Source organism: Methylocaldum szegediense, assembly GCF_949769195.1.
Lineage (GTDB): Bacteria > Pseudomonadota > Gammaproteobacteria > Methylococcales > Methylococcaceae > Methylocaldum > Methylocaldum szegediense.
Genome location: NZ_OX458333.1, coordinates 4,402,317 through 4,424,945, shown reverse-complemented (window position 1 = coordinate 4,424,945; position 22,629 = coordinate 4,402,317). Strand labels below are relative to the sequence as shown.

Here is a 22,629-nt window from a genome sequence, read left to right as displayed (position 1 = left end):
TCTCCTTGGTTTGAAGAATTGCTGTTTCAAACTTGATATGGCGGCGAGCGCTTGATTTTCAAGCATCCGCCGATCAGCCCACCCAAACCCTGGCGTTCCGGAACATTCGCATCCATGGCCCGTATTCGCCCCAAGTCTTCGGATGCCAGGAATTCTGCACGGTACGGAAACACCGCTCCGGGTGCGGCATCATGATGGTGACGCGGCCGTCGAGCGTCGTCAGGCCAGTGATGCCCAGTGGCGAGCCGTTCGGGTTATATGGAAACGCTTCCGTAATCTTTCCGTATGTGTCCGTGTAACACAAGGAGACTACACCCAGACTGAGCGCCTTACGCGCATCGTCGTGGAATTCGGCGCGCCCTTCGCCGTGCGCCACGACAACCGGGATGCGCGAGCCTTCCATGCCGGCGAAAAAGATGGACGGCGATCTCTGGACTTCCACCAGAGTCACCCTCGCCTCGAATTGCTCCGATTCGTTGCGGACGAAGCGCGGCCAGTGCACAGCACCGGGAATCAATTCCGCAAGATGGGATATCATCTGGCAGCCATTGCAGACGCCCAGACTGAAAGTATCCCGCCGTTCGAAAAATGCCTGGAATTCATCGCGGCCGCGCGGGTTAAGCAAGATCGATTTCGCCCAGCCACCACCGGCACCCAAGACATCGCCGTAGGAAAATCCGCCGCAGGCCGCCAAACCGACGAAATCACGCAGGCTTAGTTGCCCCGACAGAATATCGCTCATATGGACGTCCACGGCCGTGAAACCAGCCCGGTCGAACGCCGCCGCCATTTCTATATGGCCATTGACCCCCTGCTCTCGGAGGATCGCCACGCGAGGTCGCCCTTTGAGGATAAACGGTGCGGCCACGTCATCGTCGGGATCGAAGCTCAGCACGGCGTTCAGGCCGGGGTCGTCGTCATCGGCGATTGCTTCGAACTCCTGACGGGCGCAGTCCGGATTGTCACGCAAAGCCTGCATGCGGTAACTGGTTTCCGCCCAGATCTGCTGCAGATCAGCGCGGGATTGCGTCAACAGAATCTCGCCGCCTTTCCGGAAGACAATTTGTTTGTCAGCGCTGGGAGTGCCGATCACATGGCTGAACGGGCCCAGTCCCGATCGGTCTAGCAGATCCTTGACCGCATCCAAGTCCGCCTCCAAGACCTGGACCACTGCGCCCAGCTCCTCGGAAAACAGCGCGGCGACGGGGTCTTCTCCAAGCGCGGAGACATCGATTTCGAGGCCGCAGCGTGCCGCGAACGCCATCTCGCAGAGCGTCGCGAACAAACCGCCGTCGGAACGGTCATGATAAGCCAGCAATCGTCCGTCCTCGTTCAAGGATTGAATCGCGGCGAAAAAGGACTTAAACATCGCCGGATCGTCGAGGTCCGGAGGATCGTTTCCTAACTGCCCGTACACTTGAGCCAGCGCGGATCCGCCCAAGCGATTCCTGCCTCGGCCGAGATCGATCAGAACCAAACGAGTCGGGCCGCAGTCCAGCCGAAGCTCGGGCGTCAAGGTGCGGCGGACATCGACGACCGGCGCGAAGGCCGAAATGATCAGCGACAGGGGCGCCGTCATGACCACATCCCGGCCGTTCTCGCGCCATACGGTCTTCATCGATAGCGAGTCTTTGCCGACCGGAACGGCGATACCCAAGGCGGGACATAACTCCAAGCCGACGGCCCTCACGGTATCGAACAGCTTGGCATCCTCGCCGGGAAAACCGGCTGCCGCCATCCAGTTGGCGGAAAGCTTTACCTGTCCCAAAGACTCGATGCGAGCCGCGGCGATATTAGTCAGGGCTTCCCCAATCGCCATACGACCCGACGTCGGACCGTCAATCACAGCTAGGGGTGTCCGTTCGCCCATCGCCATAGCCTCGCCGGTATACGCCAGAAAGCCTGAAGTCGTCACCGCTACGTCCGCGACCGGCACCTGCCAAGGCCCGACCATCTGATCGCGCGCCACCAACCCGCCGACTGACCGATCGCCGATGGTGATCAAGAAGCGTTTGTCCGCCACGGCGGGAAAATTCAAAACCCGCCGAGCTGCCTCCCGGATGTCGATGTCTTCCCGGCGAATCGGAGGCTGAACAGTCTGAACGCGTGTCGCATCGCGCTGCATTTTCGGCGGCTTGCCGAACAAGAGCGCCATGGAAATATCGATCGGATGGGTGCCGAATTGGGAATCGCTAAGAACCAGGCGCTCCTCCTCGGTCGCGTAGCCAATGACGGCATAAGGGCAGCGCTCACGCTCGCAAAAAGCTCGGAAACGATCCAGTGCCTCAGGTTTCAAGGCGAGGACATAACGTTCCTGCGATTCATTGCACCAAATCTGCATCGGCGACATACCCGGTTCGTCGATGGGAATGTCCCGCAATTCGAAACGCCCTCCCCGCCCCGAATCGTGAATAATCTCAGGAACGGCGTTCGACAGACCGCCAGCGCCCACATCATGTATGGAAAGAATCGGGTTGTCCTCGCCCAGCGCGGCGCAGCGGTTGATTACTTCCTGGCAGCGCCGCTGCATTTCCGGATTCTCCCGTTGGACAGAGGCAAAGTCCAAGTCTTCCGAACTCTCGCCCGATGCGACAGAGGATGCGGCGCCGCCGCCGAGGCCGATGAGCATGGCAGGCCCGCCGAGCACCACGATGGGCGCTCCTGGGGGAATCGCCTGCTTCACCAGATTCTGGGGCCGAATATTCCCCATTCCGCCCGCGATCATGATCGGTTTGTGATAGCCCCACAGCCCGGAACCGTCCGCCGCCCGCTGCTCGAAGGTGCGAAAATAGCCGCACAGATTAGGCCGGCCGAATTCGTTGTTGAACGCCGCCCCACCAATCGGGCCCTGCAGCATGATATCCAGTGCAGAGGCGATGCGACCCGGCTTGCCGTGATCCCGTTCCCAGGGCTGCTCGAATCCCGGAATCCGAAGATGGGACACGGAAAAGCCGGTCAACCCTGCTTTGGTCTGTGAGCCCCGTCCAGTAGCCGCCTCATCCCGAATTTCCCCGCCGGAACCCGTCGCTGCACCGGGGTAAGGCGAAACAGCGGTCGGATGATTGTGGGTCTCCACCTTCATCAGAATATGCGCCGGCTCTTCCCGATAACCGTATACCAGGGTTTCGGCGTCGCGCAGAAACACTTTCGTCGCCGGCCCTTGAACCACGGCGGCATTATCGCGGTAAGCGGACAAAACCCCGTCCGGCGACTGAGCGGTCGTGTTTTTGATCATGCCGAAGAGGGTTTCGTCTCGAGCTTCGCCGCTGATACGCCAATGGGCATTGAAAATCTTGTGTCGGCAATGCTCGGAATTGGCCTGGGCGAACATCATCAGCTCGACATCGGAAGGATTCCGTCGAAGGGCCGTGAAGCTCTCCACCAAATAGTCCAATTCGTCCTCGGACAAAGCCAGCCCGAGATTGCGATTGGCCTTGATCAACGCCCACTTCCCCTCCTCCATCAAGGGGATATACGTTAACGGAGTCGGCGCAGGGTGTTGGAAGAGGAGATGCTCTTGATCCCGCGAGAGCACCGTTTGCGTCATCCGATCATGGATCAGCGCCTTAATGGCGTCTTCGTTGGAAAGCTTAATGCCTTCCCCGCTGCGAATGCGATACTCGATGCCTCTTTCCACACGCAGAACGGCCGCGAGGCCACTGCGCCGGACGACATCAGTCGCCTTACTAGACCAGGGAGAAATCGTGCCGAGTCGCGGCACCACAAGAAAATACTCGCCTTCGATAATCGGCACTTTTTGAGTCGGTCCGTAGGCCAGAATGCTTTCCAGCGTACGTTTCTCCGAACCGCTCAACGTGCGTTCGATCTCGGCGAAATGCACATAAACAGCCGAGACTTCGACGATAGAGGGCTCGACGGCCTGGAGGTCGGTCAGTAGTTTTTTCAGGCGAAACGCCGATAGGGCGGACGGGCCGGAAAATTTGGCAAACATGGTCCGAGTTTCAACTGTGGTCAGCGATAAAACCCGTCGCTGATTCGGAATAACGCGGAAACCTTATTCCTTTTCCGCTTCCTGAGGCGCTCCGAGCGACTGCAGGGTTTGGTGCAGCCGTTTCAGCAGCTCGAATCCCGGGCCGTCACTCTGGGGCTTGCCTTCCTGATCAAGGACATAGATCACGGTCACACCCTGTCGATCCTCCAACTGGACCCGATATTCTTTCGCGTGCGCTTCCGATCCCGAGAAAAAAGAACCGAGGTCGCCGAGAAGTCCGCGATCTTCGTATGGCTTGTCCTCGCCGCTGAAATAGACGCAATAAACACCTTCCGAGCGGTTTTGATCGCTGACTTCGAGCCTGAGTCGGCCAAGCGCCTTGCCTACATCGTTCCAGGCCTCGGCGTAAGACCCCTCGAGCTCGATCATCGGAATGTCTCCGGTATTTTGCGCCAACGTGGCCGATACGTTCGGTCGCTCCTCGGATTTATCCCCCTCGCTAGCCGAAGCGCTGTACCGATCCGACTCGACACTGCGGCCAACTGCCGAAGATCGACTGTCTACCCCTTCGATCGTAGAAGCATCCAGATCCGGCGGTATTTCCAGCGGAGGAATCTCCGTGCTGTACTTATATTGTTTCTGCTTGTCTGGAAAGAGCCCGCTGATAAAACTGCACCCATTCAAAACAAGCACGCTTGAAGCCAAAATAGCCGCTCTGCGAGCGAATAGATTCATAGTGGAAGGTTAAATCACGCCAGCTTGGCGCATTGCGTTACGCACCTGTTCATGGCAGCTGTCCGACAGCCAGGTCAGCGGCAAACGGATGCCCGTATCTATCATCCCGAGTTCGTGCACCGCCCATTTGACCGGGATTGGATTCGACTCGATGAACAAGTCGCGATGAAGGGCGCTCAGCTTAGCATCGATGGCGCGGGCGGTCTCCGCGTCGCCGGCGATGGCGGCAGCGCACATCTCGTGCATGAGCTTGGGCGCTACGTTGGCTGTTACCGATATCACCCCTTTCCCTCCGAGGAGGCAGAACTCACACGCGGTCGCATCATCGCCGGAATATAGGAGGAAATCGGGACCGCACAGGCGCATAATCTCTTTTGCCCGGTCAAGATTGCCAGTCGCCTCTTTGATGCCGACAATATTGGGAATCTGAGCAAGGCGCGCGACCGTCGCAGGCAGCATATCGCAAGCCGTTCGGCCAGGAACGTTATACAGGATCTGTGGAATATCCACCGCCTCGGCTACGGCTTTGTAATGACGATAAAGGCCTTCCTGGGTAGGCTTATTGTAATAAGGGGTCACCAACAAGCAGGCATCCGCTCCCATGTCCTTTGCCCGCTTCGTCAGATTGATTGCCTCGGTCGTGGAATTGGCGCCGGTACCGGCAATCACAGGTATCCGCCCGGCGACCCGGTCGACGACGAATTGAATAACGCGGCAGTGCTCTTCTTCATCGAGAGTCGCCGATTCACCGGTTGTTCCCACGGCAACGATGGCATCGGTTCCCTGCTCGATATGAAATTCAATCAAGCGGCTTAAACTTTCGTCGTCCAGCGAGCCGTCCCGCTTCATTGGGGTCACCAATGCGACGATGCTACCTTGAATCATGCAACTCAACTCGGTTCAATAAAAAGAACATGTTACCGTGCGTCACGGGCGTCTGACAACCGCAGATCCCCTGTGAACCGAGGAAAACCGAAGGGAATCGCGGTTCTGCCGGCAGCGGCACCCAGTGGATGAAAGTGATACACTTGTGCCATTTTTTTATGAAGAGAAACAATACATCTATGCAGCTCGTCATCACTGTCCTGGGCGAAGATCGTCCCGATCTGATCGTGGAAATCACTCGCGCCATCAAGGACTGCAAATGCACGATCCTCGAAAGTCGAATGACCGAGCTGGGACAGGAATTTGCTGGCCATCTGCTGGTTGAGGGCAATTGGAATCATATTGTCCGCTTGGAAAGCGCATTCGAAAATCTGGCGAACCGATTCTCCTTGAAGATCAGCACCTTGAGGGGGCGGGAACCGGAGGATAGAGAAGAAAATGCCCTGCCTTATGCGATCGATATTTTTGCCACGGATCAAATCAGCAGTATTCACGAGCTCAGTGTGTTTCTCGCCAGCCGCAACATCAAAATAATGGATCTTAGCACCAGTCGTTATCCGGCCCCTTTCAGCGGCACCCCATTGTTTCTGGCGCACATGGTCGTCAAAATTCCAACCGGGATGCGCATTGTCTCGCTGCGTGACGAATTCCTGGATTTCTGCGATCAGCAGAATCTCGATGCCATACTCGAACCGGTAAAACGCTGAATCGGAAACACCATGACCACGATTTCTCCTGGCCGCGCCGCGCCAGATTTTTCGGCTCAAGCCACTTCGGGCAAGACCATTTCGCTTGCTGATTATCGAAACAAATATCTCGTCCTTTATTTCTACCCCAAGGACAATACGCCCGGCTGCACGCAAGAGGGCATCGATTTCCGCGATCTATATACCGAATTTCAGAATTTGAACGCGGAGATTCTGGGTATTTCCCGAGACAGTGTGAAATCCCATGAAGGCTTCAAATGCAAGTTGAACCTTCCGTTCGAACTGATTTCCGACCAGGACGAAACAATCTGCAAGCTCTACGATGTTATCAAAATGAAGAACATGTACGGCAAGCAGGTACGAGGTATCGAACGGAGCACATTTATCATCGATCCGGCCGGCACAATCGCTGCCGAATGGCGGAAAGTTAGCGTCAAAGGGCATGCGGCTGAGGTTCTGCAAAAAATCCGGGAATTGGCCGGCCGCTAAAGGCGTTCCCCTCGAACCCGCCCCAGCGTACAGTTATCCAACGCTTGTCAAAACCCTTCCTGGACCCGCCCGAATAAGGCGCAACTTTCTGACTTCCCGCTTCTATTCGCAATAGATCATGAGCCAAGACCACCAGCCTGAGCGAAAGCTTTTCATACTCGACACTAACGTGCTGATGCACGATCCGGCGTCGCTGTTTCGCTTCCAAGAACACGATATCTACATCCCCATGATCGTGTTGGAGGAACTCGACCGCTCGAAAAAAGGGCTCTCGGACGTCGCCCGCAACGCCCGCCAGGCCAGCCGTTTTCTGGACGAACTAATTCAGCATGCCGATATCCATGCGATCAACAACGGCATCCCTCTGAACCAACTGCAATACGCCTCGCGAATCGACGAGAAATGCAGCGGTCGCTTGTTCTTCCAGGTCCGACGCATGAACTCGGTGCTGCCCGAGAGCCTGCCCGGCGATCTGGCGGACAACTCCATTCTGGCTACCGTGCTGGCTCTGTCCCAGGAACAGCCAGAAGCGCAAGTGGTCCTGGTGTCGAAAGACATCAATATGCGCATCAAGGCTTCGGTTCTCGGGATACGTGCCGAGGACTATCACAGCGACCAAGTACTGGACGACATCAACCTGCTGTACAGCGGAGCCTTCGAACTCCCGCTCGACTTTTGGGAAACCCACGGCAGCAAGATGGACTCCTGGCAAGACCAACAGGGCCGCACCTTTTACCGCGTCTCGGGTCCTTTGTTGAAAAACTGGTATCCCAACCAGTTCCTTTATCTCCCCGACGAATCGAATTTCGAAGCCATCGTCCGCAGCAAGGAGGGAAGCAGCGCCGTCATCGAACTGGCGCGCGACTACCGATCCCCGCAACATGCGGTATGGGGCATACAGGCGCGCAACCGGGAGCAGAACTTTGCCTTTAACGTGCTCTTGGACCCTGAGATCGATTTCGTCACCCTGTTGGGCATCGCGGGAACGGGCAAGACGCTGTTGACCTTGGCAGCCGGTCTCGCCCAGACGCTGGAGCAGAAGATCTACCGAGAAATCGTAATGACTCGGGAAACGATTCCATTGGGTGAAGACATCGGATTTCTGCCCGGCACCGAGGAAGAAAAGATGACGCCTTGGATGGGAGCGCTGCTCGATAACCTGGAACTCTTGAGCAGCCACGAAAACGGTTCGAGCTGGGAGCGCGCGGCCACCAACAGCCTGCTGCTGAATCGCGTTAAAATGCGTTCTCTCAACTTCATGCGCGGCCGCACGTTCCTGAACCGCTTCATCATTCTCGACGAGGCGCAAAATCTGACCTCGAAGCAGATGAAAACGCTGATCACCCGCGCGGGTCCCGGCAGCAAGATCGTCTGCCTCGGCAATATCGCCCAGATCGATACCCCCTATCTGACCGCCACGACGTCCGGGCTGACCTATGTGGTCGACCGGTTCAAAGACTGGCCCCATGCCGCGCACATTACCTTGAAACGGGGCGAGCGCTCCCGTCTGGCGGATTTTGCCGCGGATACTTTGTAGACATCGGGCGGATCGGATGCTCGAGCACAGGAGCACCCAAGATAAAGAAGTGTCTAATCCAAGAACCTCACAGGTCGAGTAAAACCTCATGGATGAACAAACCGCAGTCGGACAGAAACCTGAAAACTGGTATCGCATCCGGCTGACACGCGACGAATACGAAAGCGGCGAAGTAGCCGTCATCCGGGGCACATTCCGGCGCATCTACATCGCGCGCAACGGCCCGAAGGGAATGGCGATGTACGGAACCGAATCCGATGACGATGCGGCTTACTTCGTCTATTTCACGCCCGAATCGCTGCCTCATGTCCGCGTGCTGATCGAGGCCTATTCCGCGAAGCCGTATGCCCCGCCGCCCCTCCGCAAACTTTCTTTGATATTCGGCGAACAGCGAGATCAAGCCTAGTGCGCCGGCACCCGTTAGGGCCGCGTGTCGGCATCGGAATCGCCTACGTGTTATGATCCACGGCGGGCGGTCCGAAGGAGGCACCCGAGCATCGCTATCCGGTCTTGGTGCTCCGCCCTAGGATGCAGTCTAATTCCCGACTTGTTCTATGACATTCCATACACCGATTTCTGCCTGACCGCCGAAGGCTCAGGTCGAGCCGCACACGCGAAGCATCACGCTTGTCGATTCAAAGTGAAACCAGATGATGTTTTTCTCTCGTCGGCAAAGCAGGCAGCGTCGGTCCTAACACACCGAGACTGATGACACAAGACGACAAAAATGAGACGAGCTCCGTCGTACGGGCTCTGATTTGGGATGGGATTTGTTTATTCGGCGATACGGCCACCCCGGACTCGGTGGCTGACTACGTCATGAAGCGATTCGACCCGGCCCATAAGCTATCGCCGCTTATGGCCCACGCGGCTTGGAACGGGGCACGGCGGCTTGCGGTGGAAGAAATGGCCTGGCAGGAGTCCGGACCTGAAAGTACCGGAATCCAGACCGGCTTGAGCGCGGGGACTGCCCGGCTGCTGCTCGAAACCGCCGTTTTGCGCGCAAGAAAAGAAGCGCAGATGGCCGTCGGTAATTTATCGAAAAAAACCGGTTCGAAAATGTGAATATTTCACAGAATCATGAGCGATAAAAGATTTTAATTTCTCCAGGAGTTTAAGGGTCACGGATGGCCCAAGGGGGCATAGATGACCAGGGAGCAAGATGTCAATGCCAGAAAGCTTCCACGAGAGAAGTCCTGTCAGAGTAGGCAGGTTCGTTAACCTGGCAGAGTAGACCGTGGCTTATTGCGACATCTTTATTGGTTACTACCGCGCCTCGGCTGCCGCTCCGGCGTCGGCTCTCCATCGTCGTCTTTCCCGCTATTTTCGTCGCGAACGAATCTATCTCGACAGCCGCGCTATCCACGGGGATAACGCAAGCGCTAACAGCCTCTCGGACGAACATGTCCGTCAATCCAAGGTGATTCTCTATCTGATCACTGACGATAAGACCGACACGCCTACAACCCCGCCCTGCGCCGCCGCCGATACCGCCTCCCGCACACGACTTCTACAGGATCTGTCTGGCGACAGCGGCAAGCGGTTCATCCCGATTCTTTATGGCGGTGCGATCGTGCCCTCCGAGTTCGCCATGTACAACGCGTTTTCCTTGAGCGGAGTAGAAAACCAACTGGAAATCGCCGAATTAGTACACCTGATCCGCGAGGCGACAGCAGAATCAGTAAACCGCACAATGGTCCCGACATCCGCGAACGACGCGCCGCACGTGAACCTGATTGCCGAACCTAGGCCTCTTAGGTATGCGGACAACGGTCTACAATCCGAAGACAATGACACCATCTCGTTGGTGCAGCGAGAAGCCGAATCCCTCTGGCTTGCGGGCGACTTCACCAAGGCTCGAATATTGCAAGAAATGGTGCTCGACGCTCGCTGGAGGACGCTTGGAAAAGAGCATCCTGAAACCTTGGCCGCGCTGTGCAACTTGGCCGAGATGTTCTGGGCACTGGGCAACCTTGCCGAAGCGAAAGCACTACACCAGCAGGTATTGGACGTCCGGCGATACGTGCTGGGCGACCGGCACCCCGACACCACAGCCGCGGCCTGGAATCTCTTTTTGACATTGAACCAGATTTCGGATCACGCGGCGGCTGGGCATGTGATCCAACAATACCTAAATTGGCTCCAGGACAGTCCTCCGGACGCACTATCCCCGGAACAACAAAGGATCCGGGACATGATCCGGCAGCTCTTTTCCTAAGTGTTGCCCTGTGTTCGGAAATCCGAGAGGCTGCCTAAATTGCCTGGCGGCAGGAGACACGGCCCCACCGCCATTTGTCTCAGGCTGTGCCGATTGCCCGCCGCCTACAGCCAGGCTTACCGTTCGCTTTTAATACCTACCCATTCGGGCGATCAAGGGACCACCTCGACGGTCGCCATCATACCGTTGTCCTCGTGAGCGACGATATGGCAGTGGTAGACGAACTTACCGACGATTACCGGATTGGTGAACGGAATAAGGATTTTGACCCGGCTTTTCACGGGAAGATTGACCACGTCCTGACGGCCGACAAAAGGCACTGGCTGTCCATCGATTTCCGTCACCTGAAAATCGAGCTGATGGATGTGAAACACGTGCATTTCGTTGGTGGCATTTTCGATCGTCCATTCTTCCACGTCCCCTAATTTGACCCGAGTATCGATCCGATTGGGATCAAACTGTTTGCCATCGATATAGAACTGGTTCGTGTCGGGATCTTCCGAAAATTGGAAGCTGCGGAATTGCGCAATGGGTTGCTCGCGCAAATCCTCTACCGGTGGGAATTGGTCTTCGGTCGGAAGCTGGACCGGCTCGTGTGCGGTGCCTTCCGAAATCAAAGTTGCCAGCACCACTTCGGGATACTGATCCCCGTCGGGACCGGTATCGACCGCAAGCGTGCGCAGTTGATAAATCCCGCGGCGGCCACCTTGAATTAACACCTCGGTGCGCGATGCGGGCGGCAGTAAAATTTCCTCCCGTGGGACGCGCTTGGTATGGCGGTTACCATCCGCGGCAATTTCATAAAGCACGTGATCGTCCAGCTTCAGGCGGTAATAAATATCCGCCCCGATATTGCCGATCCGCCAAAACTGAGTTTCTCCCGGATGAATTTTCAGGGTCGGGTTGACCAAGCCATTGACGGTGCGGGTCGTTCCGGCATTACTGTCGATGTTCTCCGAAGGTATCTCGCCGCCTATATTCTGGAAATCCTTGAGGAGCAGGATTCGCTCCTTGATACCGTGCAACTGCGGAAACGGATCGAGCATGCCCTCGACAATCAACGCACCGGACATGCCCCCGAAAATCTGCGCCTCCACCAAACCGTGCATGTGCGGGTGATACCACAGAAAGCCGGCGGGGTGGGTATCTGGAAATACGATTTTCTGCTGATAGCGGGTATTCGGCATGATATCGGCAAAGACGTTGTCACCATTGCCCAACGGCGACACGTTCGAGCCGTGATGATGCAAATTCGTCGATGCGTCCAGCGAATTAACCAGCTCGATGTTCATGGTGTCACCGGGGTGAACTCTCAACGTCGGCGGGATATAACGGCCGTTGTACACCATCGCAGTGACGCTCTGCTCGCCGATCCGGATTTCCTTTTTCTCGGCGTCGAGTGTCACGTGCAGGACTCCATCCGAACTGGTTATCTCGGGCGGGTTTCGGAATGTCTCAGCGGAAGTAGAATCGTTCTCATCGGCAACCCCGAGAACTGGTTCGTCCGCCAAAACATCGGACGTCGATTTCCGATCGGCTTGATGCCAAGGATACGGAAGCGCAGCCGCCACGAACCCGGCAAGCACCAACAAAGCGGAACCCCAGAAAAAACCAGATCTACCGGGTATGCGCATGATCAGCCCTCCTTGGTCCAGAAGCCCTCGGGTCGAATCCGATGATGCCTTATCCAGGAACCGGCATTCGGCTCTTGTGAAAACTGCATCTTGTTTCTTCGACCATATCCGAGTGCTTTAAGGTTCCAACGTTCGGCGGTGCTCTTCCGCACGGGGTCTTTCGCCGCACCGGAGTCAAGAAAGCAAAGACGCCACGAGCAAGGAAAAAACGGCAGCCTTAACGCGCGCAAAAGCGCCATGTTCATGCACCCAAGTGCGAGCACAGCAATGGCGTCTTTGCATCGAGAAAGGAAGCGAACCGGTGATGATGTAAAGCTGAGCTGGAAGCTACTACAATTCGGCCAACTCCCCTTCCCGCTCCTCGATAGCAAAGCCGAATCGTTCGCATCCAGGACTCACGTGGATGAGGTAACGCCCGAAAGCGCGCATCAAATAGATCGAGCCGAACTTCTCATACCCCATACGCGACACCGATTTGAGCGAATCGAAATTGTTGGACTCGACGTACGAAACCAGTCCCTTGTATCCCCGATCGAGATAGTGCTTCAAAGCCAATGTCATTCCGATCGCGTGTAGCCTTTGTCCGCGGTAGCGGACATGCGTAAACCCTTTGTACATGTAGACGTACTGAGGGTCAAAGCGCAGCACCAACTCCGGGGGATCAATACGCGTCGGGCGAAACGAATACCAGCCGTAAGAGGCCAGCCGATCGCCATCGAATATGCCGTAGCATTCGTCACCCTTGGAGAGCGCCTCTTCGACGAAGCGCTCCGACATCCCGTTCTTGTGGTCGAGGGCAAGCTCACGTAGCTGCTTCGCGCTCAAAAAACTCGGACGGTAAGGGGCCGGACATTTGGTAAACTCCGGTTTGGCGCACGCTATCGCCACGGCTCGCAAAATTTTGAATACCGTGAAACGATTTATCCCTCTCACCACCAAATCGTGAAGTTCTTGGCCGAATCCAAGGCGTCTGCCAAAAGGGACAACGGTAATGATCTCTGTTTTGTCCACCGATGAACCTCCCTGTCAACGTAGGACTTCGATCCAGAATCGCTCTCGGCCGTCCGCTAAAGACACACCGGACGAGAACGCACGGCATCCGAAAAGTTAGACGGAGCCAAAGCGCGTTCTATTGCGGCATACACGGTATTTCACGAAACTCGTACACTTCAGACCACGACCCCTCCTGATCCATGCGCCCACTCACTACCAAAGACCACAGCCGCGATAGCGCCGGCCTGACCTATGTTTACCCCGTCATTTCTCGGCGCTCGGGCGGGTTGTCGGTCGGCATCAATCTTAATCCTAACAATGCCTGCAACTGGCGCTGTGTCTATTGTCAAGTGCCCAATCTCACCCGCGGTGCCGCTCCCGACATCGATGCAGAACGATTGGGGGGTGAGTTGCGCGCACTGTTGAACCAAATCCTGACGGGAGATTTCTACCACCGGTTTCAGATACCGCCCGAGCAACGCGCCATCAAGGACATCGCCATCTCGGGAAACGGCGAGCCGACCAGTTGCAAGACCTTAGATCGAATCGTCGAGCTGATCGGCACGGTCTGTGACGAGTTCGGCCTGCTCGGCCAGATCAAGCTGGTGCTCATCACCAACGGCAGTCTGGTGCACAAACCGATCGTACAGGCGGCCCTAAAACGCTGGAGCGAACTCGGGGGAGAAGTCTGGTTCAAAGTGGACAGCGCGACCGTGGAGGGCATACTTCGGATCAACCAGGTCAATCTCACCCCGGGATCCGTACACCGCAATCTGGAGATTTGCGCGCGGCTTTGTCCCACCTGGATTCAAACCTGTCTGTTCTCCTTCGACGGCGAATCACCTTCAGAAGCGGAACGGCGCGCTTATCTGGATTTCCTGGCAGACCTCAAGCATCGAGACGTTCCGATCCAAGGCGTTCTGCTCTACGGCCTCGCGCGGCCCTCGATGCAGGAGCAGGCGCCGAGGCTCTCTGCACTGCCGGGCGAGGAACTAGATGCGATAGCGGACCGTATAAGGGCTCTCGGGTTTTCGGTTAAAGTCACCCGCTAACCTTCCTTTCCCCCCCCGAGCTCAACCGGCTAGCTCCGCGGATCGGGCCAGAATATATGCCACACAGGCGGTTAGCTTCTTCGCGTAAGGGATATGCAGGAACTCGTTCGGCCCGTGAGCATTGCTTTTCGGGCCCAGAACACCGGTAATCAAGAACTGGGCCTGCGGGAACTGCTCGCCGAGCATGCGCATGAACGGAATGCTGCCGCCGAGCCCCAAATAGGCCGCATCCTTGCCGTAGAAAGCTTGTGACGCCTCGCTCGTCGCCTGCTCGAGCCAGGGTGCCAAGGCCGGCGCGTCCCAGCCAGTCCCCGACGGTTCGAACTCGACGGAAATCTCGGCGCCATAAGGCGGATCGGCGGTCAGCACGCGTCGGACCGCTTCCTGGGCTTTCAGGGCGTCCACTGTCGGCGGCAGCCGAAAGGATAGCTTGAAAGCGGTATGGGCGCGTAGCACGTTTCCGGCTTCTTTTAGAGGCGGCATGCCATCCTGCCCGACCACCGAAAGCGTCGGCCTCCAGGTATTGTTCAGCAGCAGCTCGGCCGGATCGTCGCCCACCGGACGAAGTGTGGGCACCACGCTGAAACTATTGAGCAGACCGGAACCCAGTATCGCTGCCGCTGCCCTCGCCTGTTCTACCCGCTGAACCGGAATTTCAGCGTGCAGTTCGGATAGACGAATGTCTCCGGTCGTTGCATCTTCCAAACGGTCCAGCAACTGACGCATGATGCGCATGGACGACGGCACGATACCGCTCGCGATGCCCGAATGCGCAGCCTCCGTCAGCACTCTGACGTCCACGGTGCAGTTCACGAGGCCGCGCAGGGAAGTGGTCGACCAAAGCCGCTCGTAATCGCCGGCTCCCGAATCGAGCGCGATCACGAGGTCGGGCGTACCGATCAGATGACCAAAGCGTTCCAAATAGGCCGGCAAATCCGGGGAGCCGCTTTCTTCCGAAAACTCGATGAGAATTACTACACGCGGGCGCTTTTGCCCTTCCAGCGCTTTCAAGGCCGCAATCGCGGCAAACAGGGCATAGCCGTCATCGGCGCCTCCCCGGCCATAAAGCTTGTCGTCCTTGAGTACCGGTGTCCACGGCCCGAAACCTTCATACCAACCTTCCATTTCAGGCTGCTTGTCCAAATGGCCGTAGATCAGCACCGTCTTCTCCAAATCCCCCGGAACATGCCAAAGCAAGAGTGGCGTCCGCCCGGGAATATCGAGATCGTGCAGGGTCCAACCGGGAACGGTATGCCGGTGCAGCCACTCCACCGCTAGCCGGCGCGCCCGCTGCATGTGGCCGTTCGCTTCCCAGCCGGGATCGAATGCCACCGAAACATTGGGGATCTTGATGTATTCGATAAGCGTCGGCAGTATCTCCTGGTCCCAGAACTCGTCGATGGATTGCAGCAGCTGATCGGGGCGGATGCTCGTACTCATCGGTGTGTCTCCCTAACGGTAATCGTGGGCCGGAAAGTGTGTCATGGCGGCGAAAACCATGTCCAGCACACGGCGCTCTCAAAGCCCGGCATCGGCACCGGTCAATTTTCGCCAAATCCAGCTGCTGGCCACCTCTTGGCCGAACAACACATAATTCAAGACTTTGAGGTTGCGAAGTATGGCCTGCTGGTCGGAAATCACCGACGACAGTCCGGCAAACAGGATACTGTCGCCCTTGCGTAGTCCGAACCCCGTTTCCGGCATCTCGATCGCTTCGGTATCACGCACCACCATTAGCGGTACGCAGGGCATCTCCCGGGTGCGATCGGCCGGATCGCGCAGCAGGATGTCCAAACCAATGCTCGCGCTTTGGATCGCCTCGACAACGGCCGGCGCTTCCTGTGCATCGATCGTAACGCTCCAAACGGCAGGAACCAGAGTCCCGGTCGCAGCCGATATGCGGGCGATAACATTGTCCGCCCAGGCATCGTCCTTGCGCTTGACAATAGAAAGGAAACGCGAGAGCAGCGGCGTCGTCAGAATTGCCAAACATTCGTGCGCGATGATTTCGCTCGGAACCACCGTGAAGTCGGAATCGAAAGCCTTGAACAACTCATGGTTGGCCTGCAGATTCTGCCGCAACACCACGAATAAATTGGGGTTGAGCTCGCGCGCCGTAACCACGATCGACAAGTTGCTGATATCGTCGTCGGTGCCGGCAACGATTCCCACTGCGTCCTTGATCCCGGCCTCGTGCAACGTCTCGGCGCGGGTCCCTTCGCCGAGCACCCAGGGCAACGCCGTTGCGCGGCTCGGCGGCTTTGGATCGATCAGGGTCACGTCCAAATGCTCGTGCGTGATATGACGGACGATCGCCTGTCCGAATCGGCCGTAACCGCACACCAGCCAGTTTCCTCGAGGCGGCACGCGCTCGGCGGCCAATTCCGTTCCCGGCAGTCCGGTCAGCCATTGCAGCAGCCGGTAGGAACCCGGAGACCGGATCGCCAGTGCAAGGTATTCGGCGAATTTTTCGAACGGATCGATGATGTGTTTCGTGCCGAAGGACGCCATGTTGGCGGCCACGTCCACGGTGGTTGCCCGACACAGCGCAGGAATCTTCGGATTCAACAAGCGTACCGCGATGGCGACTGCGAGATTGGCCGAGTCGTCGTTGGTAAGGGCGATGACACCCACACAGTTAGGGTCGGTCAGTCCGGCCATGATCAGGTTGTTCGGCAGCCGCGCATCGCCGACTAGGCCCGGCGCGTTGAACGCGTAATCCTGCAAATCGAGCTCGTCGATCCGATCGGGATCGATATCGATCACCACGAACCGGATATTCAGGTGATCCAGAGATCTGGCCAACAATTGGCCGGTCTCGCCGTAGCCGCAAATCACGTAGAACGGTTCTCCCAGTCTCCTCACCGAACGGGCGAAACGCTGGCTGGTCAGCGCCTGTTTGAATCCGCGGTCCTGAATCACGGCAAACAGTTTGCTGATGGCGTAAGCCCAGCCGACCACGGACAGGAAGATGCAGAAAATGACCCAAAGCCGCTGCTGATCGGTAAAAGCATGGGGAATTTCGCCGAAACCGATGGTCGTTGCAGTGTAGCTGATGAAATAGAGGGCATGGAAAAAATCCATCCGCCAAGGATTACCCTCCGCGTCGACGCCCGGAATCAGCACCAGCCCCCCGACCGAGATCGCAAAAATCACGATCAAAAAGATGAGGGGCGCCCGCATGTGACGAAGCGCCACGAAAAACGCGGTATTGGCGGGGCTGGTGTTCATCGGCGCAGCGTCACGGTCTCAGCGATGAGCAGCGTCACCGAAACCAGATTGGCGAGCAAAGCGCCGCCAGATAGCGACACCACGCTGGCCATGGCACCGGGCGTCAAGCCCTCGGGCGACATATACGCTGCGTTGGCCCAGGCCACGGCCGCTGCGATCAGTTGAAGATCGGCCACCAGACTGGTCGCGAGATGAATTGCGCCGATCTGGGTACGATCACCGAATTTGAGTACAGTAGCGATCAGATTCACCACGATGGCGGTAAACAGCTCGGACACATGATGGAGATGAGGCTGATCGATTTCGCCGATGAAGAAGCCGAAATTGAGCGTGGCGGCGAGAACGATGAAGAATCCGAAGACGACTTTTTCCAGATTCATGAGGCTCCTCTAGGCGAATAGAGACTGGCGCGTCAGCCGTTGCCATACGCGCCGGGATCACATCGCCGTACATTCTCCTTGCATCGGAAAAACAAAATCAACAGACGCCTATGCCGTATTGGAAGTGCACCGGATCGAATGATTCCCGAAGGACAGCACTCGACACGCCTCGACAAACCCAAGCAGCGGACGGTTGACGCTAGCCCGCCGGCTTGGCTATAACCTCCTGAAATCCGCGAAGGAGTCGCCATGACTGAGCGCTTCGTCCTCGATACCAGCGTTTTCACCAATCCAGATATCTACGCCCAATTCGGAACCGATTCTCCGAACGCCATCCTCGGTTTTCTTGAGTTAGTCCGGCAAACGTCGGTCCAGTGTTTCATGCCGCGATCGGTGTACGACGAACTCCGTCTCATGAAAAACCTGGGCAAGCTGCCGCCGGAATTCGAGGCCAGTGTACGCATCCGCTCGCCGCGCAAGTTCACCCTGCAGATTCCGGCTCAAATCGTGTACGAACTCATCGAAGAAGTGCGCAAGCGCATCGACCGCGGCCAGCACATCGCCGAGGAATATGCCAAGGCGGCACGGGAAACTGGCGAGATCCAGGATCCGGGACGAGTCATCAACCGGCTCAGGGAGCGTTACCGGGAAGCATTGCGGCAGGGTATCATCGACAGCCGGGAGGACATGGACGTGTTGCTTCTGGCATACGAATTGGACGGCGTCCTGATCTCGGCGGACGAGGGTCTTCGCAAATGGGCAGACAAAGTCGGCGTGAAAATCCTGATGCCGGAAAATCTCCGCAGCGTTCTGGAAACGCTAATCGAACACCACCTCCCCGGCCAGCCAATCGCTCAGTAGTCCGTTCAGCGACGGATAGATCCGATCGAACTCCAGCCGCCAGTAGTCGCCGTCCGGTTCCAGCTCCCGCGGGACGATTTGAACGTGACCCGCCGCCTGCTTCAGATATCGGATCAATCGGCGGGCATTTTCCGGATCGCGGAACCGGCAGCGGAAACGATGCGCAACCCTCCCTTCCCGACGGTACTGGCGAATGGCACCTGTCAATCCGTCTAGAAATGCCGCACCGGCACGCTGGTTCAGGCTCTCCGAATCCGCAAGCTCCTGCTCCTCGACAAATAAAGCCAATCTCAACATCCGGCTGGTGAAATACTCCGGCGGCAAATCCAGTAGGCTGTAGACGCTGGCACGAATATCCGAAAGATTGGCGCTACCGGTGACATGTTTGGTGCGCCGCTGGCGCGGCGAATCCTCCTTGCACACGACGCCTTCCCGGCCTTCTTCGTCGAGCCGTTTCAGAATCGCAGAAATCGGCGCGACATCGCCGACTTCGAAGCGCCCGAAGATCTCGACGGACGGCAAGGCATAACGGCGGATCAGCGCCATTTTCTCATTTTGAGGCAGGAAGCGAGGGGAATTCTGTCGCATCATGTCGAACACGAACAGCTTCACGTCTTCCGCAACAAAGGGCGGCGCACTCTCGACATAGGGATTGTCCGGTCCCGCGACCTCGGCGCACAGCACCAAATCGGGCTGATCGTCGAAAATCGACATGTCTAGTAGATCCTGTAAGCGATCCGTGGTGAACGGGCAGACATAACCGCCGCGCGTTAGAGCAATAGTGCCGCTTTGGGCTCGGACCACACGAATGTTGAAGCCGTCGACTTTCTCCTCCAGCCAAAAAGGACCCGAAAGCTGTTTCGCAAGGCCGGTTTGCAGCGCGAGCAACCGTCCGATGGGCGGATAGCCGTATACGGCTTGGTCATGAAGGACGACAGTCCCGCGCGTGATATCCTCGAAATCGTGAACGAAGCGGACATAGCGCAAACCTCCGCTCTCGGTTTCGGCTGCCTTGCCCAATCGCATCGCTCGTTGAATCCGTTCCGCATTAATTGCGCTTTTCGTGGTCACGATTTGCTCACTCCGAGATAGCGGCATTGCCACTTTAAAGAACCCCTGAACAACTGGATTCCGTTCACGCCCTTTGACAGCCCCCAGGAGAGCATTCGACAAATTTGTCCTGAGCGCAATCAAGGGCCCGTCCTACGGCGATCGAAGGGTTCGATCCGGGTTTCCTTACTTATTCGATCGCTCCGAATAAATTCTTTTCCGGTTGCACCATGCCATTTCAATTGCACTTCCATGGATAAACCTTATAAGGGACTACGGCAAGCCATTCGACTCCCGGTAAATCGGCTTCCCGGACGTCGTTGTCTCGTGAGTGCGAGATTGTCAACCTGCCCATCTTGAACTAACGTGACCAACTCATCTTTTTCTCGCGAAAGCCTATGTCCAAAACCGATTCTCGACCGTCGATTCAAACTCAAATGAAGGAAAGCATCCAGGAAGAAGCGCTCAAGGTGGCGAGGAGCATCCAAAAGCCGGGACAAACCAAGGAACAGACCAAGCTGATAGCGCAGGGAATCGCCAAGGGGATCGAGCTTTACAAGAAGCAACAAAGCGCCAAAGCCAGGGAGCGAGACAAAGCGCGCAAAAAGGCGCTCAGGCTCAAGCAGGCCGAGATGTCTGCTCAAGCTCCAGGCAAGGAAGACATGGTTTTCGCTTCGGAGGCGACCGACTGGGGCGTCCGCGGAACGCTGATCCTCGGCGGAGCCATTTTCGCCGCTATCGCTTGCATCTTCGCCGCGTCGTCGTTCGCCGGATGGCCGGTGAGCTTCGGTCCGTTCACCCTCGCTGATTGGGCATCCCTGACAACCGCTTTGGCGTCCGCGGGACTTTCCGGCTGGTTTTTCTATAAAGCCTTCAAAAGCCGATTCTGAGACGAGGCCCGGATGGCCCGTCGCCGCCGGTCGTTTGGCTAAGTGGAGAGGCACTCTACTTACAATTATCCACAACACAGGAACACTGCTGCCGCTTCATTTGTCGGCATGCCGATGCTTGCTGTGGCGATGGCGATGACCGTAATGATTACTGATGTCGCAATAGAGGGAATCCGGGTCGCAACCCTCGCATTCCAATTGCAGGGTGCAATGACCTATACCGTACTTATCTCTGATCATCTCCTTGATTTCATGCTGTAACAAAGCAGCTTGGCTGATCAGCACGTCGTCGATCACGATATGGGCGGTAAGAAAGCGAAAGCTTTTCGAAATACTCCAAACATGAAGATCGTGGACACCTCTTACGCCTTCGATTTGAAGAACGTCCCGAACCATCGCGCTCATCTCGATGTCTCGAGGCGTGCTCTCCAGCAAGATGTCGACGGTTTCCCTAAGAATCATCCAAGCGTTCCATAGGATAAGCAGCCCAATCAGAACGCTTGCCAAGGGATCCAGCCAATAGAAGCCGGTAAACCAGATTCCGATGCCGGCGACGACGGCTCCGGCGGTCGAAAACACGTCGCCCAACAAATGAATGAAGGCGCTCCTGATGTTCAGATCATGTTCTGCGCCGTGGCTAACCAGCCAGGCCGTTATGACATTGACCACGAACGCAGCCGCACCGACGGCGATCACGATATCCGCGGCGACGGACGGCGGGGAAACGAAGCGTTCATAGGCTTCGTAGAAGATTCCGGCTGAGATTACCGTCAGCGTTGTGGAATTTATAAGGGCGACAAGAATGCCGACACGATGGTAGCCGAAGGTTTTGCCGGCATGGGACGGTTGCTCGGCCAGATGAAGTGCATACCAGGAAAGCACCAACGCCAGCACATCCGTCAGGTTGTGTGCGGCATCGGTCAATAGGGCCAGACTGTTCGCGATCAGCCCGGCCACGACTTCGAAGATAACGAAGGCAATCGTCAGAGCGGCCGAGAGTCCCAATCGGAATTTTGCGTGCCCTCCGATCGCATCGACATGAACATGCGTGTGTCCGCCCACCACGGCCTGACCTATAACTTAAGCTCGGATGTGCATTGAGGGCAGCGAGTCGCCTTCAGTGCGACGGTCGACAAGCAATAAGGACACTCTTTTGTAGCCGGCGCCGCAGACGGCGCTTCACGCTTCAATTTGTTGATGCTTCGGACCAGCAAGAAAACCGAGAAAGCCACGATCAGGAAGCTGACTACCGAATTGAGGAAAACCCCATAATTGATAGTAACAGCCCCCGCCTTCCTGGCCTCCGCCAAAGAAGCATAAGGACCTGCCGCAGCACCATCCTTGAGCACGATGTAAAGATCCGAAAAATCGACGTTTCCCAACAACATACCGATGGGCGGCATGAGTACGTCGTCCACCAATGATTTCACAATAGCACCGAACGCTGCCCCCATAATGATGCCCACCGCCATGTCGATGACGTTGCCCCGCATGGCAAATTCTTTGAATTCTTTAAACATCTGGCTACCTACCTGATAGAACCGGTTACGTCTTGACGCAATCCTAAAATCACGCCGGCGATTGTCGCAAGTCGAACACACATGTCAGAATGCGTTCTACCGCTCCATTCTAACCTGAGTTAGACGTCAAAATGATCGAGGACCTTTTCGAGTTCGTGGTTGCTGCTGCTATCGATGTTAAACTCGGAACGGCTGCAAAGAAGCACCGTTGGGTGTGCATTCTTCGCGCCTTTCTCGGATTGTTCTTTTTTGCTCTTATCGTTGGTGCCATTTACGTCACGCTTAACTACTCATGAATACGTCACCGTCTCGCCAGCGCCGATTTTTTCTGGCGATGCATCAGCCTGACCTGCCGCTCCAGAGACACGCTTCGCCGGCGAGCCGATTCCGAGCCCGGAGCTAGCTCTTTAGATATCCACGATCGGCTTGGCGTATTCGGGCGAACAGCGGCTACGGTTTTTCTACGCAACGTTTCCAAACGTTTCCATTCGCGGC

At 56.8% G+C, this 22,629-nt stretch carries 21 protein-coding genes; 10 read left to right on the top strand and 11 right to left on the bottom strand.

What is annotated here, in order from left to right; all coding sequences use genetic code 11:
• Window positions 1–73: 73 nt before the first annotated feature.
• The 3 genes from purL to dapA all read right to left on the bottom strand — a co-directional run bounded on the left by purL (window position 74) and on the right by dapA (window position 5,572).
• Window positions 74–3,952, bottom strand: coding sequence for a phosphoribosylformylglycinamidine synthase (purL, locus tag QEN43_RS19345; RefSeq protein ID WP_026609887.1), 3,879 nt, complete (start codon window positions 3,950–3,952; stop codon window positions 74–76).
• 63 nt (window positions 3,953–4,015) lie between these two features.
• A complete protein-coding gene (gene bamC, locus QEN43_RS19340; RefSeq protein WP_317963525.1) occupies window positions 4,016–4,687 on the bottom strand; it encodes an outer membrane protein assembly factor BamC in 672 nt (223 codons plus the stop codon).
• Between the two features lie 9 nt (window positions 4,688–4,696).
• Window positions 4,697–5,572, bottom strand: a complete 876-nt coding sequence (dapA, locus tag QEN43_RS19335) for a 4-hydroxy-tetrahydrodipicolinate synthase (RefSeq protein ID WP_026609886.1) — start codon at window positions 5,570–5,572, stop codon at window positions 4,697–4,699.
• Window positions 5,573–5,751: 179 nt separating this feature from the next.
• On the opposite strand from dapA, the gene QEN43_RS19330 reads away from it, so the two are divergent.
• The 6 genes from QEN43_RS19330 to QEN43_RS19305 all read left to right on the top strand — a co-directional run bounded on the left by QEN43_RS19330 (window position 5,752) and on the right by QEN43_RS19305 (window position 10,523).
• Window positions 5,752–6,279, top strand: coding sequence for a glycine cleavage system protein R (locus tag QEN43_RS19330; RefSeq protein ID WP_026609885.1), 528 nt, complete (start codon window positions 5,752–5,754; stop codon window positions 6,277–6,279).
• 12 nt (window positions 6,280–6,291) lie between these two features.
• Window positions 6,292–6,768 (top strand): peroxiredoxin, encoded by a 477-nt coding sequence (locus QEN43_RS19325; RefSeq protein WP_026609884.1) that lies wholly within the window; start codon window positions 6,292–6,294, stop codon window positions 6,766–6,768.
• A gap of 118 nt (window positions 6,769–6,886) precedes the next feature.
• The gene (locus QEN43_RS19320) at window positions 6,887–8,305 is read left to right on the top strand and encodes a PhoH family protein (RefSeq protein WP_317963524.1); all 1,419 of its coding nucleotides are present in this window, start codon (window positions 6,887–6,889) and stop codon (window positions 8,303–8,305) included.
• Between the two features lie 88 nt (window positions 8,306–8,393).
• Window positions 8,394–8,711 carry a hypothetical protein gene (locus QEN43_RS19315; RefSeq protein WP_317963523.1) on the top strand — a complete coding sequence of 106 codons (318 nt, stop codon included), beginning with the start codon at window positions 8,394–8,396 and terminating at the stop codon, window positions 8,709–8,711.
• Between the two features lie 302 nt (window positions 8,712–9,013).
• Window positions 9,014–9,370: a hypothetical protein gene (locus QEN43_RS19310; protein ID WP_317963522.1), complete on the top strand. Its 357-nt coding sequence runs from the start codon at window positions 9,014–9,016 to the stop codon at window positions 9,368–9,370.
• Window positions 9,371–9,542: 172 nt separating this feature from the next.
• Window positions 9,543–10,523 (top strand): tetratricopeptide repeat protein, encoded by a 981-nt coding sequence (locus QEN43_RS19305; RefSeq protein WP_026609880.1) that lies wholly within the window; start codon window positions 9,543–9,545, stop codon window positions 10,521–10,523.
• A gap of 152 nt (window positions 10,524–10,675) precedes the next feature.
• Here the strand turns inward: QEN43_RS19305 and QEN43_RS19300 are convergent, their stop codons facing one another.
• Both QEN43_RS19300 and QEN43_RS19295 read right to left on the bottom strand, forming a co-directional pair.
• Window positions 10,676–12,157 (bottom strand): multicopper oxidase family protein, encoded by a 1,482-nt coding sequence (locus tag QEN43_RS19300; protein ID WP_317963521.1) that lies wholly within the window; start codon window positions 12,155–12,157, stop codon window positions 10,676–10,678.
• Between the two features lie 330 nt (window positions 12,158–12,487).
• Entirely contained in the window at window positions 12,488–13,168 is a 681-nt protein-coding gene (locus QEN43_RS19295) for a hypothetical protein (RefSeq protein ID WP_051331550.1), read from the bottom strand.
• A 182-nt stretch (window positions 13,169–13,350) separates the two neighbouring features.
• Here QEN43_RS19295 and QEN43_RS19290 point away from each other — a divergent pair, with 182 nt between their 5' ends.
• On the top strand, window positions 13,351–14,202 hold the full coding sequence (locus tag QEN43_RS19290; protein ID WP_026609879.1) for a radical SAM protein: 852 nt from the start codon (window positions 13,351–13,353) through the stop codon (window positions 14,200–14,202).
• Between the two features lie 21 nt (window positions 14,203–14,223).
• Here the strand turns inward: QEN43_RS19290 and QEN43_RS19285 are convergent, their stop codons facing one another.
• From QEN43_RS19285 to QEN43_RS19275, 3 genes are all read right to left on the bottom strand, one after another.
• Window positions 14,224–15,642, bottom strand: coding sequence for a M20/M25/M40 family metallo-hydrolase (locus tag QEN43_RS19285; RefSeq protein ID WP_026609878.1), 1,419 nt, complete (start codon window positions 15,640–15,642; stop codon window positions 14,224–14,226).
• A 78-nt stretch (window positions 15,643–15,720) separates the two neighbouring features.
• Window positions 15,721–17,433: a potassium channel family protein gene (locus QEN43_RS19280; RefSeq protein WP_026609877.1), complete on the bottom strand. Its 1,713-nt coding sequence runs from the start codon at window positions 17,431–17,433 to the stop codon at window positions 15,721–15,723.
• The gene (locus QEN43_RS19275) at window positions 17,430–17,813 is read right to left on the bottom strand and encodes a DUF6394 family protein (RefSeq protein ID WP_026609876.1); all 384 of its coding nucleotides are present in this window, start codon (window positions 17,811–17,813) and stop codon (window positions 17,430–17,432) included. The genes QEN43_RS19280 and QEN43_RS19275 overlap by 4 nt, the downstream gene beginning before the upstream one ends.
• A 249-nt stretch (window positions 17,814–18,062) precedes the next feature.
• On the opposite strand from QEN43_RS19275, the gene QEN43_RS19270 reads away from it, so the two are divergent.
• A complete protein-coding gene (locus QEN43_RS19270; RefSeq protein WP_026609875.1) occupies window positions 18,063–18,674 on the top strand; it encodes an RNA ligase partner protein in 612 nt (203 codons plus the stop codon).
• Here QEN43_RS19270 and QEN43_RS19265 read toward each other — a convergent pair.
• The gene (locus tag QEN43_RS19265) at window positions 18,633–19,745 is read right to left on the bottom strand and encodes an RNA ligase (protein WP_202901094.1); all 1,113 of its coding nucleotides are present in this window, start codon (window positions 19,743–19,745) and stop codon (window positions 18,633–18,635) included. The two genes, QEN43_RS19270 and QEN43_RS19265, sit on opposite strands and share 42 nt — an antisense overlap.
• Before the next feature lie 416 nt (window positions 19,746–20,161).
• Between QEN43_RS19265 and QEN43_RS19260 the strand changes: the two genes are divergently transcribed.
• Window positions 20,162–20,614: a DUF2956 domain-containing protein gene (locus QEN43_RS19260; RefSeq protein ID WP_317963520.1), complete on the top strand. Its 453-nt coding sequence runs from the start codon at window positions 20,162–20,164 to the stop codon at window positions 20,612–20,614.
• Window positions 20,615–20,710: 96 nt separating this feature from the next.
• Here the strand turns inward: QEN43_RS19260 and QEN43_RS19255 are convergent, their stop codons facing one another.
• Together QEN43_RS19255 and mscL are read right to left on the bottom strand one after the other, a co-directional pair.
• Window positions 20,711–21,676, bottom strand: coding sequence for a cation diffusion facilitator family transporter (locus QEN43_RS19255; RefSeq protein ID WP_235726554.1), 966 nt, complete (start codon window positions 21,674–21,676; stop codon window positions 20,711–20,713).
• Window positions 21,677–21,687: 11 nt separating this feature from the next.
• Entirely contained in the window at window positions 21,688–22,134 is a 447-nt protein-coding gene (gene mscL, locus QEN43_RS19250; protein WP_026609873.1) for a large-conductance mechanosensitive channel protein MscL, read from the bottom strand.
• Window positions 22,135–22,265: 131 nt separating this feature from the next.
• Between mscL and QEN43_RS19245 the strand changes: the two genes are divergently transcribed.
• On the top strand, window positions 22,266–22,430 hold the full coding sequence (locus QEN43_RS19245) for a hypothetical protein (RefSeq protein ID WP_317963519.1): 165 nt from the start codon (window positions 22,266–22,268) through the stop codon (window positions 22,428–22,430).
• Window positions 22,431–22,629: the final 199 nt, after the last annotated feature.